At 73.2% G+C, this 14,076-nt stretch carries 16 protein-coding genes; 11 read left to right on the plus strand and 5 right to left on the minus strand.

The genetic code is table 11. The annotated features are described in order from the left end of the window. Positions 1-526 (plus strand): inositol monophosphatase family protein (locus tag ACTHMS_RS14660; protein ID WP_440307413.1); only part of this gene is annotated, 526 nt, incomplete at its 5' end. A 10-nt stretch (positions 527-536) separates the two neighbouring features. On the opposite strand, the gene ACTHMS_RS14665 is transcribed toward ACTHMS_RS14660, so the two are convergent. Then, complete coding sequence (locus ACTHMS_RS14665) at positions 537-1,136, minus strand: LytR C-terminal domain-containing protein (RefSeq protein ID WP_440307414.1); 600 nt, start codon at positions 1,134-1,136, stop codon at positions 537-539. A gap of 399 nt (positions 1,137-1,535) precedes the next feature. On the opposite strand from ACTHMS_RS14665, the gene ACTHMS_RS14670 reads away from it, so the two are divergent. After that, positions 1,536-1,844: a DUF4193 domain-containing protein gene (locus ACTHMS_RS14670; RefSeq protein WP_440307415.1), complete on the plus strand. Its 309-nt coding sequence runs from the start codon at positions 1,536-1,538 to the stop codon at positions 1,842-1,844. A gap of 24 nt (positions 1,845-1,868) precedes the next feature. Here the strand turns inward: ACTHMS_RS14670 and ACTHMS_RS14675 are convergent, their stop codons facing one another. Together ACTHMS_RS14675 and ACTHMS_RS14680 are read right to left on the minus strand one after the other, a co-directional pair. Beyond that, the gene (locus ACTHMS_RS14675; RefSeq protein ID WP_440307416.1) at positions 1,869-2,666 is read right to left on the minus strand and encodes an SDR family oxidoreductase; all 798 of its coding nucleotides are present in this window, start codon (positions 2,664-2,666) and stop codon (positions 1,869-1,871) included. 22 nt (positions 2,667-2,688) lie between these two features. After that, on the minus strand, positions 2,689-3,156 hold the full coding sequence (locus ACTHMS_RS14680; RefSeq protein ID WP_440307417.1) for a DUF3093 domain-containing protein: 468 nt from the start codon (positions 3,154-3,156) through the stop codon (positions 2,689-2,691). A 13-nt stretch (positions 3,157-3,169) separates the two neighbouring features. On the opposite strand from ACTHMS_RS14680, the gene dut reads away from it, so the two are divergent. The 4 genes from dut to ACTHMS_RS14700 are packed head-to-tail and all read left to right on the plus strand — an operon-like array spanning position 3,170 to position 5,424. After that, on the plus strand, positions 3,170-3,718 hold the full coding sequence (gene dut / locus ACTHMS_RS14685; RefSeq protein WP_440307418.1) for a dUTP diphosphatase: 549 nt from the start codon (positions 3,170-3,172) through the stop codon (positions 3,716-3,718). Beyond that, positions 3,708-4,337 carry a DUF3710 domain-containing protein gene (locus ACTHMS_RS14690; protein WP_440307419.1) on the plus strand — a complete coding sequence of 210 codons (630 nt, stop codon included), beginning with the start codon at positions 3,708-3,710 and terminating at the stop codon, positions 4,335-4,337. The genes dut and ACTHMS_RS14690 overlap by 11 nt, the downstream gene beginning before the upstream one ends. A 20-nt stretch (positions 4,338-4,357) precedes the next feature. Then, complete coding sequence (locus ACTHMS_RS14695; protein WP_440307420.1) at positions 4,358-4,717, plus strand: OB-fold nucleic acid binding domain-containing protein; 360 nt, start codon at positions 4,358-4,360, stop codon at positions 4,715-4,717. Then, positions 4,714-5,424: a DUF3159 domain-containing protein gene (locus ACTHMS_RS14700; RefSeq protein ID WP_440307421.1), complete on the plus strand. Its 711-nt coding sequence runs from the start codon at positions 4,714-4,716 to the stop codon at positions 5,422-5,424. The genes ACTHMS_RS14695 and ACTHMS_RS14700 overlap by 4 nt, the downstream gene beginning before the upstream one ends. Here the strand turns inward: ACTHMS_RS14700 and ACTHMS_RS14705 are convergent. Further along, on the minus strand, positions 5,398-6,057 hold the full coding sequence (locus ACTHMS_RS14705; protein WP_440307422.1) for a potassium channel family protein: 660 nt from the start codon (positions 6,055-6,057) through the stop codon (positions 5,398-5,400). The two genes, ACTHMS_RS14700 and ACTHMS_RS14705, sit on opposite strands and share 27 nt — an antisense overlap. Beyond that, complete coding sequence (locus ACTHMS_RS14710; protein WP_440307423.1) at positions 6,054-6,722, minus strand: potassium channel family protein; 669 nt, start codon at positions 6,720-6,722, stop codon at positions 6,054-6,056. The genes ACTHMS_RS14705 and ACTHMS_RS14710 overlap by 4 nt, the downstream gene beginning before the upstream one ends. Positions 6,723-6,882: 160 nt before the next feature. Between ACTHMS_RS14710 and ACTHMS_RS14715 the strand changes: the two genes are divergently transcribed. Genes ACTHMS_RS14715 through ACTHMS_RS14735 form a run of 5 tightly spaced genes read left to right on the plus strand, consistent with a single transcriptional unit; the run spans position 6,883 to position 14,023 of the window. Next, positions 6,883-8,895, plus strand: a complete 2,013-nt coding sequence (locus ACTHMS_RS14715) for an APC family permease (protein ID WP_440307424.1) — start codon at positions 6,883-6,885, stop codon at positions 8,893-8,895. A 25-nt stretch (positions 8,896-8,920) separates the two neighbouring features. Further along, complete coding sequence (locus tag ACTHMS_RS14720; RefSeq protein WP_440307425.1) at positions 8,921-10,204, plus strand: class I SAM-dependent RNA methyltransferase; 1,284 nt, start codon at positions 8,921-8,923, stop codon at positions 10,202-10,204. Further along, complete coding sequence (dxs, locus tag ACTHMS_RS14725) at positions 10,201-12,147, plus strand: 1-deoxy-D-xylulose-5-phosphate synthase (protein ID WP_440307426.1); 1,947 nt, start codon at positions 10,201-10,203, stop codon at positions 12,145-12,147. Before ACTHMS_RS14720 ends, dxs begins: the two co-directional genes overlap by 4 nt. Further along, positions 12,129-12,848 (plus strand): response regulator transcription factor, encoded by a 720-nt coding sequence (locus ACTHMS_RS14730; protein WP_440307427.1) that lies wholly within the window; start codon positions 12,129-12,131, stop codon positions 12,846-12,848. The genes dxs and ACTHMS_RS14730 overlap by 19 nt, the downstream gene beginning before the upstream one ends. Next, complete coding sequence (locus tag ACTHMS_RS14735) at positions 12,845-14,023, plus strand: sensor histidine kinase (RefSeq protein WP_440307428.1); 1,179 nt, start codon at positions 12,845-12,847, stop codon at positions 14,021-14,023. The genes ACTHMS_RS14730 and ACTHMS_RS14735 overlap by 4 nt, the downstream gene beginning before the upstream one ends. Positions 14,024-14,076 lie beyond the last annotated feature (53 nt).

Consider the following 14,076-nt stretch of genomic DNA (forward strand, 5'->3'; position numbering starts at 1 on the left):
CGTGAACTTCGTGCTCGGCCTGCCGCAGTACGCGGTGTCGGTGGCCGCCGAGCTGGACGGTGTCGTCGTCGCCGGCGCGGTGTACAACCCGGAGACCGGCGAGCTGTTCACCGCCTCGCTCGGCGGCGGGGCGTTCCTCGGCGACCGGCGGCTGACCGGCCCGCGGGACGTGCCGCTCGCCCGCGCCGTGATCGGCACGGGCTTCGGCTACGACGCCGCGCGCCGGGCGCGGCAGGCGGCCGTCGTGCTCGAACTGCTGCCACGCGTGGCCGATGTCCGCCGGCTGGGCGCCGCGAGCCTGGATCTCTGCTTCGTCGCCGCCGGGCGGCTCGACGGCTACTTCGAGGTCGGCCTGCACCGCTGGGACCACGCCGCCGGGGGACTCGTGGCCGCCGAGGCCGGCTGCGTGTCGTCCGGGCTGCGCGGCCGCGCCGCCGGTGACGACTTCTACGCGGTCGCCGGGCCGGGGCTCGCGCCCGACCTGTTCGGGCTGCTGGACGAGCTCGGCGCCGATCGCGTCGGCTGAGCCGGCCGGGTCAGCAGCGGGGGGAGGTCGACGCCGAGCCGGACGGAGCGGGCGTGGGCGTCGGCGCGGGGGCGTCGCTCAGGGTGACGCCGTCGGCCTTGAGCGCGGCGGTCACGTCGGCAGCTGGGGCGATGCGGCGGTACCGCTCGCCGAGCGACACGACGATCACGCGATCGGTGGCCGTGGTCGGCACGAGGGCGGCGGACGGCAAGTAGTACTGCAGCAGCTTGGCGGCGGCCTGCTGCCCGGGGCCGTACCGGATCTCGGCCACGCCGGTGACGTGCACGCCTGATTTGTCGTCGGCGGCGGGGGACGGCGAGGAGAAGCCGTCGCTCATCAGCACGTCGCGGGCCTTCTTGGCGATGCCCGACCGGTTCGTCGCGTTGAGCACCGCGACCGTCACCGACTGCGGCGTCGGCAGGGTGGTACCGGCGGGCGCGGCGGACGACGAGGACGAGGAGGTCGACGGGCGCGGCGTCGGGCAGGGGCCGCTCGCGCTGCTGCCGGTGTTGCGTCCGATCACCCGCCACCAGACCAGGGCGGTGACCCCGAGCAGGGCGACCAGGAAGACCAGGGCGGGCAGGGGCCGGCGCCTCGTGGTGCTCGGCATGTGCTGCGACCTCCGGTGGTTGGACGCCAGAGCCTAACCCGCGCCACCGACGACGAGGTGGCACGTCGTGACGGGGCGCGTCCGGCACAGGTTCTGAACGGGTTCCGGACGAGCGGGATAAAGCGCACGGCGCGCGGGAACAACCCAGGCTGCCCCACCGTTGCGGCACAGCCCGGACGCGGTAGCCTTCCGCGTCCGGTCCGGTTCGGCAGCACCCCCGTCCCCCGTCCTGTCTGTCTCCACGCCGGTGACGACCACCACGTCAGCGGCGGGCACAAACGCCGGGGGCCGGACGTTGCAGGGCCGGAGCAGGACCAGATCGATCTTGCTCGGCGGACCGAGCCCGACGTCCGCCCGCACCACAGTGGGGTCCCCCACGCAAGGAGTTGACGAAAGTAGATGGCGACCGACTACGACGCTCCGCGTCGGGGTGAAGTCGACGAGCTCAACGAGGACTCGATCGAGGAGTTGAAGGCGCGCCGCGCTGAGGCGCAGTCGTCTTCCATCGATGTCGACGAGGCCGAACTGGCCGAGTCGCTCGAACTGCCGGGTGCTGATCTGTCCAGCATGTCCGGCGAGGAACTGACCGTGCGGGTGCTGCCGAAGCAGGACGACGAGTTCACCTGCTCGTCGTGCTTCCTCGTGCACCACCGCAGCCGGCTGGCCCGCGAGAAGAACGGCCAGATGATCTGCCGCGATTGCGCCTGACGGCCGATCGCGGGGCGGATCCGGTCAGGTCAGCCCGATGCCCCCGTCGCAGACGAGGGTCTGACCGGTGATCCACGCGGCGTCGTCGCTGGCCAGGAAGGCAGCGGCGGCGCCGATGTCCTCGGGCACCCCGAGGCGCTTGAGCGGGTAGGTGCCCGCCACGGCCTGCTCGTCGTGGGCGTACAGCGCCTCGGCGAAGCGCGTCTTCACCACGGCCGGCGCGATCGCGTTCACCCGCACCGCCGGCGCCAGTTCCGCCGCCAGCTGCATCGTCAGCCCGAGCAGGGCCGACTTGCTGACCCCGTAGTACGCGATGCCCGGTGCCGGCGAGATGCCCGCGACCGAGGCGATGTTGACGACCGCGCCCTGCCCGTCGCGGCCCAGGCCCGCGGCCAGCGCCCGCCGCGTCCAGTCGAGCGCGGCCAGCACGTTGACGTCCATGATCTTGCGGGCGGCGCCGTCGTCCAGCTCGGTGAGCGGCCCGAACGCCGGGTTGATGCCGGCGTTGTTCACCAGCACGTCGAGCCGGCCGAACTCGGCGACGGCACGCTCGACCGCCGCCTGCTGGTGCTCGGGGTCGTCGCCGCGTCCGGCCTCGAAGACGGCGTGCGCCGGGCCGCCGAGGGACTCGACCGCCTCGGCCAGCGCGTCCGGTTTGCGCGCGGTGATGAGCACCTGCGCGCCCTCGGCGACGAGGCGGGCCGCGATGCCGAGCCCGATCCCGCGGCTCGCGCCCGTGACGACGGCGACGCGGCCGGCGAAGCGTCGGCCGAGCTGCTCGACAGGGGGGAACGCGGTGTGCGCAGGGGTGCCGGTGGTCATGCCCGCAACGTAGCGGGACGGGTCACTGCCCCCGCGCGCGGATCAGTTCGACGAGCTGCTGCGGACGCCGGGTGCTGACCACCCAGTAGGGCGTCGGGTCGTCCGGGTCGTCCAGCCACAGCTGCGCGCCCGGGCCGATCCACGGGCGGATCGCGACGAACGCGGCCGGGTCGCCCTCACGACCGACGACGCGGCGCAGGGTGCGGTCGTCGAGGGCCACGATGCCGCTTACGATGTCCAGCGGCAGCGTCGCCCCGCGCACCCGCAGCGTCGTGTCGTCGACGACCACGGTCGCCTGCCCCATCGAGAAGACGATGCCGACCGCGAGCGGCACCAGCACGATGTAGGGCAGCCAGTCGGTGACGTCGATCTGCGCGATGTGGAACTCGGCGGCCAGCAGGACGGCGACGAAGATCGCGACGGCGTACCACCACCACGGCGGACGCAGCCGCTCGCGGAACAGCGCCGTCGTGCCGGTGTCCGTTGCCACGGTGTCGAGGGTAATGAGCGCACCGGTAACGTTCGACGCCGTGACGGGCGAAGGCACAGCCAGCGCGACCGCCCCGGTGCGGGTGCTCGTGCGCCGACTCGACGACGCCCTGCCCCTGCCGGCGTACGCGTGTGACGGCGACGCCGGCGCGGACATCGTGACCGCGGCGGACGTCACGCTCGCCCCCGGCGAGCGGGCGGTGCTGCCCACCGGGCTGAGCATCGCGCTGCCGCCCGGCTACGCGGCGTTCGTGCACCCGCGCTCGGGGCTCGCGGCGCGTGCCGGGCTCGGCATCGTCAACGCGCCCGGCACGATCGATGCCGGCTACCGCGGCGAGGTCAAGGTGATCGTCGTCAACCACGACACCGCCCGGCCGCTCACCCTGCACCGCGGCGAGCGCATCGCCCAGCTGGTCGTGCAGCAGGTGGCGCAGGCCGAGTTCGTCGAGGTCGCCGAGCTGCCCGGTTCAGCGCGCGGCACGGGTGGGCACGGTTCGACCGGGGGAGCGGCGGCGCTCGAGGTGGGCGCGCCAGGAAAGGTGAAGCAGTCCGATGGCCCGTAAGCAGAAGCGCACCGACCGGTCGAAGATCGACGCCACGCCGCCGTGGGAGACCCGCGTGCGCGCCGAGGTGCCGCCCACGACCGGCCCCTACGACGTGCGCGACGAACCGGACGACGAGGTCGAGCGCGTCGACCTCGGGGCGCTGCGCATCCCGGTGCAGCCGGGCCTGGACATCCGCCTCGACGTCAACGAGCAGCAGCAGGTCGTCGCCGCCACCGTCGCCGGCCCGCACGGCACGATGCAGATCGGCGTCTTCGCCGCGCCGCGCAACGAGGGCATCTGGGGCGACGTGCGCACCGAGATCGCCGAGTCGCTCCAGCAGCAGCGGGGCAACCCGAAGGACCGCGAGGACGGGCCGTTCGGGCCGGAACTGCTCGGCAACCTGCGCGACGAGCGCAACCAGCCGGTGCCGGTGCGCTTCGTCGGGGTGGACGGGCCCCGCTGGTTCCTGCGCGCGATGCTCGTCGGGCCGGTCGCCGCGGACGACGCGGCGGCAGAGCCCTTCGAGGAGCTGCTGCGCCAGGTGGTGGTCGTGCGGGGGACCGATCCGCTGCCGGTGCGCGAGCCGGTGCCGCTGCGGCTGCCCCAGGGTGTCGAACTCCCCACGCCAGGCGCCTGATCCGCGGTTACCCTGGCACCGTGGGCCGACAGTCACTGCTGCACCGCCTCACCGCGAGCGCCTCACGGCTCGACGCGGACGAGCTGCAGGAGCACGTCCAGACGATGTCCTGCACCCGGCTCGACGTCGTCGAGCGCGGGGGCACCGTGCGCGTCGTCGGCCGGTTGCGGTCGGTGCGCTACACGCCGAACGAGACGGTGCCGACGCTCGAGGCCGAGCTGTTCGACGGCTCGTCCACGCTGACCCTGGTCTGGCTGGGCCGTCGCCGCATACCGGGCGTCGAACCCGGCCGCCGCATCGTCGCCAAGGGACGGGTCGGGCTGCACGACGGGCAGCACGCGATCTTCAACCCCTGGTACGAGCTGCTGCCGTCCGCGTGACCGACGACCGCGACGTCGAGCTCGGTCCGGATCCGGTCGCCGATCCCGTCAGCCTGCGTGAGACCTACCGCCAACAGCTGCTGACCAGCATCGGCGGCTGGCAGGGCGCGCTCATCACCGGCATCCCGCCGGTCGTCTTCGTCGCGGTCAACGCCACCGCCGGTCTGCGGGCCGCGGTCATCACCGCGCTCGCCGTGGCGGCCCTGCTGATCGTCTACCGCCTCGTGCGCAAGCAGTCGCTGCAGCAGGCGATCTCGGGTGCCGCCGGCGTCGCGGTGGCCGCGCTCATCGCCGCCCGCACCGGCCAGGCGCGCGGGTTCTTCCTGCTCGGCATCTGGGGCAGTTTCCTGTACGCCGTGCCGCTCGTCGTGTCGCTGCTGGTCCGGCGGCCGGCCGTCGGGCTGGTGTGGGAGTTCCTCGACCCGTCGCCGCCGGCTGACGACGGCCGCCCGTGGTTCCGGCGCACGTCGCTGTTCCGGGCCTACCTTCTCGCCACCGTGGCCTGGACGGTGACCTTCCTGGCGCGCGGCATCGTGCAGGCGGTGCTGTACCACCACAACGCCACGGGCTGGCTGGCCGGTGCCCGCCTGGCGATGGGCTACCCGTTGACCATCGCCGCGTTCGGCGCGTCGTGGTGGCTGGTGCGCCGGGCCCGCGCGCAGCTCGCGGCGGCACCCGGGTCAGCCGCTGACGACCGACTTCCGTAGCTCGGGCTCGGTCTCGGGGGTCGCGACGAACAGCAGCTCGTCGGACTCCTCGAGCGGCTCCTCGGGCGTCGGGGTGATCACCCGGCTGCCGCGCACGATGGCCACCAGCACGGCGTCCTTCGGCAGCCGCAGGTCGCGCACGGCCTGCCCGCAGCACGCCGCGCCGGGCGGCAGGGTGACCTCGACGAGGTTCGCCTGGCCCTCGCGGATGCTGAACAGCCGCACGACGTCGCCGATCTCGACCGCCTCCTCGACGAGCGCGGCGAGCACCCGCGGCGTCGACACCGCGACGTCGACACCCCACGCGGCGTTGAAGAGCCACTCGTTGTTCGGGTGGTTGATGCGCGCGACGACGCGCCGCACCGCGAACTCGGTCTTGGCCAGCAGCGACACGACCAGGTTGGTCTTGTCGTCGCCGGTGGCGCCGACCATGACGTCGTAGGTCTCGAGCCCGGCGACCTCGAGATTGGCCACCTCGCAGGCGTCGCCGTTGAGCCACTCGGCGCCGGCGACCCGGTCGGGTTCGACCTTGCCCGGGTCCTTGTCGATGAGCAGCACGTGGTGGCCGTTGGCGAGCAGCTCGCGGGCGATCGAGCGCCCGACCGAGCCGACCCCGGCGATGGCGACCCTCACTGGTGGCCTCCTTCTGGCGCGGACGCGGCCAGGCGGGTGACCTGCTCGGCGTGCTCGTCCGGTGCCAGCGCGTGCAGCATGTCGCCGGACTGGATGAGCGCGTTCGGGGGTGGCAGCTGCCCCACCCCGAACCGGGTGAGCACGGCCACGCGGCTGCCGGTCGCCCGCTCGAAGTCGGCGACCGACCGGCCGATCCAGCCGTCGTGCGGATCGATGGCGAGCAGCACGACGCCGCCGGACGGGTCGCGCCAGACCTGGGCCGTCGCCTCGCCGAGCAGCGTCTTGAGCAGGCGGCCGGTCGTCCACGGCACCGTCGCGACGGTGGGGATGCCGAGCCGCTCGTAGACCTCGGCGCGGCGCTGGTCGTAGATGCGGGCGACGACCTTCTGCACGCCGAAGGTCTCGCGGGCCACGCGGGCGGCGATGATGTTCGAGTTGTCGCCGCTGCTCACCGCGGCGAAGGCGCCGGCCTGGTCGACCCCGGCCTCGATGAGGGTGTCGCGGTCGAAGCCGATGCCCTTCACCGTGCGTCCGGGGAAGTCGTCACCGAGGCGGCGGAAGGCGAGCGGGTCCTGGTCGATCACCGCCAGGGTGTGGTCGAGCCGCGCCAGCTGCAGCGCCAGCCCCGATCCGACACGGCCGCAGCCCATGATCACGATGTGCACGCGCGCGCACCGTCCTCGTCGTCGACTCTCGATGGATCTGGAGCGGATCCGTGTGCGGACGCCGGCTTGCGCGTCCGGGACGGCACGCTACACACCGCCACTGAACACGCGCGACGCTCGGGCGCACAGGTCACGTCCGGCCGCCGTATTGTTGCGGCTCGTGGCCCTGGTGACCCGGATCCTCAAGCGGGTTGTGATCGGCAGTCCCGTGCGTTCGGAGCAGGCGGGGCACAGTCTGCTGCCCAAGCGCCTCGCGCTGCCGATCTTCGCCAGCGACGCGCTGTCGTCGGTGGCCTACGCGACGCAGGAGATCCTGCTCGTGCTGACGGTCGGCGGCACGGCCTACCTCTACCTCACCCCGTGGGTCGCGGGCGCCGTCGTGATCCTCATGGCCGCCGTCGTGGCCTCGTACCGCCAGCTGGTGCGGGCCTACCCGACCGGCGGCGGCGACTACGAGGTGGCGACGAAGAACATCGGCCAGCCCGCCGGCGTCATCGTCGCGAGCGCGCTGCTCGTCGACTACGTGATGACGGTGGCGGTGTCGGTGAGCTCCGGCGTCGACAACATCATCTCGGCCGCGCCGTCGCTGCACCACCAGCGCGTGCTCATGGCGGTCGGGTTCGTGCTGCTGCTCGCCGCGGTCAACCTGCGCGGCATCAAGGAGGCCGGCACCGCCTTCGCCGCGCCGACCTACCTGTTCGCCACCGGCGTCGGCGTGATGATCATCACGGGGCTCGTGCGGGTGGCGTTCGGGCACACGCCCCGTTCCGAGAGCGCGTCGTTCGGCATCGTGCAGCACTCGGGCTACGGCTCGCTCAGCTTCCTGGCGCTCATGTTCTTCACCCTGCGGGCGTTCTCGTCCGGCTGCACGGCGCTCACCGGCGTCGAGGCGATCGCCAACGGCGTGCCCGCGTTCCGGCAGCCGAAGGTGCGCAACGCGCAGATCACCCTCGTGGCGATGGGGACGATCGCGGTCACCATGTTCGTCGGCCTCACCGCGCTGGCGCTCATCGCGAAGGTGCACATCACCGACCCCACCGCCGACAGTTGCGCGTTCCTGCAGCACGGGGTCAGGCTGCCCGACTGCCAGCACCGCCCGCAGCGCACCGTCATCGCCCAGGTGGCCAGCGCCGTCTTCGGCGGCCCGCACTCGATCGGCTTCTTCTTCATCCAGGCCACGACGGCCCTCATCCTCGTGCTGGCGGCCAACACCGCGTTCAACGGCTTCCCGCTGCTCGGCTCGATCCTGGCGCGGGACAACAACCTGCCCAAGCAGCTCAACAACCGCGGCGACCGGCTGGCGTACAGCAACGGCATCATCTTCCTGGCCGTCGTGGCCGCCGCGCTGATCGCGATCTACAAGGCCGACGTCACCCGGCTGATCCAGCTGTACATCATCGGCGTGTTCACGTCGTTCACCCTCGGCCAGTCCGGCATGGTGCGGCACTGGAACCGGCAGCTGCGCACCGAGACCGACACCGCCGAGCGGCGTCGCATCCAGCGCTCGCGCGCCATCAACGCCTTCGGCGCCTCGCTCGCCGGCCTGGTGCTCGTCATCGTGATCATCACGAAGTTCAGCAAGGGCGCCTACCTGGTGCTCATCGCGATGCCGATCCTCTACGCGGTGATGCGCGGCATCCACAAGCACTACTCGCGGGTCGCCGACGAGCTGGCGACCGAGGACACCGGGCTGGTGTACCCGGCCCGCAACAACGTCATCGTGCTCGTGTCGAAGGTGCACAAGCCGACGCTGCGGGCCCTCGCCTTCGCCAAGGCGACCCGCCCCGACACCCTCACCGCGCTGACCGTGAACCTCGACGACGAGGACACCCGGCGGCTGCAGGAGGAGTGGGAGGCCCACGACCTGCCGGTGCCGCTCACCGTCGTCGAGTCGCCGTACCGCGAGGTGACCCGGCCGATCCTCGACTACATCCGGCGCATCCGCGCCGACCGGCCGCGCGACATCGTCAGCGTCTTCATCCCCGAGTACGTCGTCGGACGCTGGTGGGAGCAGCTGCTGCACAACCAGTACGCGCTGCGGCTCAAGGGCCGGCTGCTGTTCGAGCGCGGCGTGATGGTCACGAGCGTGCCGTACCAGCTGGTGTCGAGCGACGAGATCGCCCGCAGCGCGCCGGCGCCGGACGGCCCGGCCGCGCCCTCGGCGCGCGTCTGAGGCCGTCCCGACGGATGATTGACGGGTGATCTCACTCGTCGGCGCGCGGCTGCGTCTGGACGTCGGCCCGGCCGCCCACGGCGGGCACTGCGTCGCCAAGCACGAGGGCCGCGTCGTGTTCGTCCGGCACGCCCTGCCCGGCGAGTTCGTCGAGGCGGTCGTGACCGAGGAGCGCAGCGCGTACCTGCGGGCCGACGCGGTCGAGGTCCTCACCGCCTCGCCCGACCGGGTGACGCCGCCGTGCCCGTACGCGCGTCCCGGACGCTGCGGCGGGTGCGACTGGCAGCACGCCGCCCCGGCGACCCAGCGGCAGCTCAAGCGCGACGTCGTGCGCGAGCTGTTCGCCCGCATGGCCGGCACCGACGTCAGCCACCTGCTGCGCGAGGTCGAGGAGCTGCCGGGCGGGCCGCTCGGCTGGCGCACCCGCATCGAGTACGCGGTCGCGTCCGACGGCACGCCGGGGTTGCGGCGGTACCGGTCGCACGAGGTCGAGCCGGTGCGGCAGTGCGTGCTCGGCGCGCGCGGGGTCGGTGACGCGCCGCTGCTCGGCGAGCGCTGGCCCGGTCTCACCGGCGTGTCGGCGGTGCGCGGCGACGGGCGCGAGGTCACCGTGCTGGCCCGGCGCCCGGGCCCCGGGCGGCACGCCCGCGGGCAGCGGCCGCCGGACCAGGTCGAGGTCGTCTCCGGCCCGCCGCGGGTCAAGCACCGCATCGGCCCGCACGAGTACACCGTGCGCGCCGACGGCTTCTGGCAGGTGCACCCCCACGCCGCGAGCACGTACACCCGGGCGGTGCTCGACCTGCTGCGTCCGGCGGCGGGTGAGCACGTGCTCGAGCTCTACGCCGGCGCCGGCGCACTGACCGCGCCGCTCGCCGCCGCCGTGGGCGCGACCGGCCGGGTCGTCGGGCTCGAGACCTCGCCGACGGCCGTCGCAGACGCCGAGGGCAACCTCGCGGCGTACCCGTGGGCCGAGGTGCGGCGCGCCCGCGTCGACGCCGCGAGCATCACCGCGGCGAGCCGCGGCGGGGGCCGGGTGGTGCGTCCGGATCTCGTGGTGCTCGACCCGCCGCGGGCCGGGGCCGGCACCGCGGCCACCCGCGCGCTGCTGGCCCTCGGGCCACGCGCCGTGGCCTACGTCTCGTGCGACCCGGCGTCGCTCGCCCGGGACGTCAAGACGGCGCAGGCCGACGGGTGGCGGCTCGAGGCGCTGCGGGCGTTCGACGCCTATCCGATGACCCACCACGTCGAGTGCATCGCGCTGCTCGTCCTCGGGGGCGCACGTGGTCAGACCCGTACATTGGAATCGTGACCGAGCTCCTCAAGCGCATCGGCGCGCCGTCGGACCTGCGGGCGTTGTCCCACGAGCAGCTCGCCGGCCTGGCCGCCGAGATCCGCGACGTGCTGGTGCAGACGGTCGCCCGCACGGGTGGGCACCTCGGGCCGAACCTGGGCGCCGTCGAGCTGACCATCGCCGTGCACCGGGTCTTCGACTCACCGACCGAGCCGGTGCTCTTCGACGTGGGCCACCAGGCCTACGTCCACAAGCTGCTCACCGGACGCGTGGACCGCATCGACACGTTGCGGCAGACCGGCGGCCTGTCCGGCTACCCGAGCCGCGACGAGAGCCCGCACGACTGGATCGAGAACTCGCACGCGTCCACCGCACTGTCTTACGCCGACGGGCTGGCGAAGGCGTTCGACGTGCGCGGCGAGCGGCGCCCGGTCGTCGCGGTCGTCGGCGACGGCGCGCTCACCGGCGGCATGTGCTGGGAGGCGCTCAACAACATCGCGGGCAGCGACCGCCCGGTGATCGTCGTGGTCAACGACAACGGCCGCTCGTACTCGCCGACGGCGGGCGGGCTCGCCGAGCACCTCGCGGCGCTGCGGCTGCGTCCGGGCTACGAGCGGGTGCTCGGCACGATGAAGGACCGGCTCGAGCGCACGCCGGTCGTCGGCGCGCCGCTCTACGAGGCGTTGCACGGCGTGAAGCGCGGCATCAAGGACATGCTCGCGCCGCAGGGCATGTTCGAGGACCTCGGCCTCAAGTACGTAGGGCCGATCGACGGGCACGACATCGCGGCGATGGAGCAGGCGCTGCGCATGGCCCGCGGCTACGGCCGACCGGTGATCGTGCACTGCGTCACCCGCAAGGGCTACGGCTACGCCCCGGCCGAGAACGACCAGGCCGACCAGATGCACCAGTCGCGCGGGTTCGACCCCGTCACCGGTCGCGCCACCCGGGCGGCGGGCCGCAGCTGGACGTCGGTGTTCGGCGAGCAGCTCGTCGCCCTCGGCGAGCAGCGCGACGACATCGTCGCGATCACCGCGGCCATGTGCGACCCCACCGGCCTGGGGGGGTTCAACCGGCGCTTCCCGACCCGGTGCTTCGACGTCGGCATCGCCGAGCAGCACGCCGTGACCTCCGCCGCGGGCCTGGCCATGGGCGGCCTCCACCCGGTCGTCGCGGTGTACGCCACCTTCCTTAACCGGGCCTTCGACCAGGTGCTGCTCGACGTCGCCCTGCACCGGCTGCCCGTCACGCTCGTGCTCGACCGCGCCGGGGTCACCGGCGAGGACGGGCCGAGCCACAACGGCATGTGGGACCTCGCCCTCCTCGGCATGGTGCCGGGGCTGCGGATCGCCGCGCCGCGCGACGAGCCGACCCTGCGCGAGCTGCTGGCCGAGGCCGTCGAGGTGGCCGACGGGCCGACCGTGCTGCGCTTCCCGAAGACGCCGCTCGTCGACCCGATCCCTGCGGTGCGGCGGGTCGGGGGCGTCGACGTGCTGGCCGAGCCGGCGCCCGACGCGACGGTCGACGTGCTCATCGTCTCGGTCGGTGCGATGGCCCCCGACGTGCTCCAGGCGTGCGGCGCGGTGCGCGGCGCCGGGTACACGGTGCGGGTCGTCGACCCGGGCTGGGTGACGCCGGTCGACCCCGCGATCACCGCTCTGGCGCGGCAGGCGCGGCTGGTCGTGACCGTCGAGGACGGCGTCGTGGCCGGTGGTGTCGGGTCGCGCGTCAGCCAGTCCGTGCGGGACACGGTGCCGGGCGTGGCTACCCGGGAGATCGGCATACCGATACGGTTCCTCGAGCACGGCAGTGTCGCGCACGTGCGCGCGCTCGCCGGTCTGTCGGTTCCGGACATCGGCCGGCGGATCGTCGAGTGGTGTGCGCGGCCGCCGCAGGAACTGAAGACAGAGGTGTCGGCCGACACCGACCAGGAGGCAGAGGGATGCGAATCCTCGTCGTAGAGGACGAAGTACAGCTGGCCGAAGCGGTGGCCCGCGGTCTTCGCCGCGAGGGCATGGCCGTCGACGTGGCCGTCGACGGCGACGAGGGCTACCGCAAGGCGGCCCTCACCCGCTACGACGTCGTCGTGCTCGACCGCGACCTGCCGGGCATGTCCGGCGACGAGATCTGCCGGCGGCTGTCGGACGAGGGCGTCCTGACCCGCGTCATGATGCTCACCGCGAGCGGCACGGTCGAGGACAAGGTGCAGGGGCTGGCCCTCGGCGCCGACGACTACCTCGCCAAGCCGTTCGCCTTCGCCGAACTCGTCGCGCGCGTGCGCGCGCTCGGGCGCCGCACGACGCCGGCCGCCCCGCCGGTGCTCACCGCGGGCGACATCGAGCTCGACTCGGCCAAGCGCACGGTCACCCGCAACGGCGAGCTGGTCGACCTCACCCGCAAGGAGTTCGGCGTGCTCGAGACGCTGATGATGGCGTCCGGCGCCGTCGTCTCGAGCGAGGAGCTGCTCGACCGAGTGTGGGACGAGAACGCCGACCCGTTCACCACCACCGTGCGCGTCACGATGATGACGCTGCGCCGCAAGCTCGGCGAGCCGGCGATCATCGACACCGTGGTGGGCTCGGGGTACCGCATCGACCCCAGCGTCCTCAATTCGGACGCGCACCACGGCGGTGCGGCCGAAGGAGCTGGTAGCGCCGGATGAGACTCCTCCGCCCGACGCTTCGCATCCGGATGGCGTTGCTGTACGGCGGATTGGTCCTGCTCGTCGGTATCTCCCTGCTCATCACCTGCATCGTCCTGGTGCAGCGCGCCATCCGGCAGCTGCCGGCCTACGACACCACCAAGCCGCTGCCGACGGCGGAGGCGCACGCGCGCACGCGGCAGATCTCCGAGGCGCAGGACTCGGCCGTCACCTACCTGCTGCACTCGGGGCTGCTCTACTTCGGGATCATCGTCGTCGTCGGCACGACCGGCGGGTACCTGCTCGCGAAGCAGGCGCTGCGGCCGATCGCCCGGCTCACCGCGACGGCGAAGCAGCTCTCGACCGAGACGCTCGACCAGCGCATCAACCTCGGCGGCCCGGACGACGAGCTGCGCGAGCTCGCCGACACCTTCGACGAGATGCTGGCCCGGCTCGACGCCGCGTTCGACAGCCAGCGGCTGTTCGTGGCCAACGCGTCCCACGAGCTGCGGACACCGCTGTCGGTGATCCGCACCGAGCTCGAGGTGACGCTGAGCGACCCGCACGCCGACGCCGAGGAGCTGCGCCGCATGGGCGCCGTGGTCTCGGGCGCGACCGACCGCGCGCAGCGGCTGGTCACGTCCTTGCTCACCCTCGCCCGGTTGCAGGCCGTCGGCGGTGGCGAGCTCGAGGTGAGCGAGCGGGTCGACCTCGCCGCGATCGTGCCGAGCGTCATCGACGCGGTGGCGGCCGAGGCCGATCAGAAGGGCATCCAGATCGAGACCGAACTCGACGCCGCCGCCACCACCGGCGACCCGCGGCTGCTCGAGCGGCTCGTCGGCAACCTGGTCGAGAACGCGATCCGGCACAACGTGCCCGACGGCTGGCTGCGCGTGACCACGGGACAGAGCGGCGACAAGGTGTGGCTGCACGTCGCCAACGGCGGCGCGGTCATCGCGAGCAACGAGGTCGACGCGCTGTTCGAGCCGTTCCGCCGCGGCGGGCGCGTGCGCACGGCCACCCGCGGTGCCGGGCTCGGGCTGGCGATCGTCCGGCTCATCGTCGACGCGCACCGCGGCAAGCTGCAGGCCGCGGCCCCACCCTTCGGTGGCCTGGCGATCCGCATCGAGCTGCCCCGCAACACCGACGTCGTGCAGCGCCCCCGCCCGGCCCCGCGCCGCGGCGCCGCCGCCTGAGCTGCCGCGACCGCCACCGCGACCCGCGTCCGAGGCAGAAGTCCCGGCTCTCG

The organism is Jatrophihabitans sp. (genome assembly GCF_051960575.1).
Lineage (GTDB): Bacteria > Actinomycetota > Actinomycetes > Mycobacteriales > Jatrophihabitantaceae > JBQCEE01.

Bases quoted from the DNA above. Each gene is read 5' to 3' on its own strand.
- ACTHMS_RS14665 (WP_440307414.1), bottom strand. From the start codon at position 1,136: ATGCCGAGCACCACGAGGCGCCGGCCCCTGCCCGCCCTGGTCTTCCTG.
- ACTHMS_RS14675 (WP_440307416.1), bottom strand. From the start codon at position 2,666: ATGACCACCGGCACCCCTGCGCACACCGCGTTCCCCCCTGTCGAGCAG.
- ACTHMS_RS14690 (WP_440307419.1), top strand. From the start codon at position 3,708: ATGGCCCGTAAGCAGAAGCGCACCGACCGGTCGAAGATCGACGCCACG.
- ACTHMS_RS14735 (WP_440307428.1), top strand. From the start codon at position 12,845: ATGAGACTCCTCCGCCCGACGCTTCGCATCCGGATGGCGTTGCTGTAC.
- ACTHMS_RS14670 (WP_440307415.1), top strand. From the start codon at position 1,536: ATGGCGACCGACTACGACGCTCCGCGTCGGGGTGAAGTCGACGAGCTC.
- ACTHMS_RS14730 (WP_440307427.1), top strand. From the start codon at position 12,129: ATGCGAATCCTCGTCGTAGAGGACGAAGTACAGCTGGCCGAAGCGGTG.
- dut (WP_440307418.1), top strand. From the start codon at position 3,170: ATGAGCGCACCGGTAACGTTCGACGCCGTGACGGGCGAAGGCACAGCC.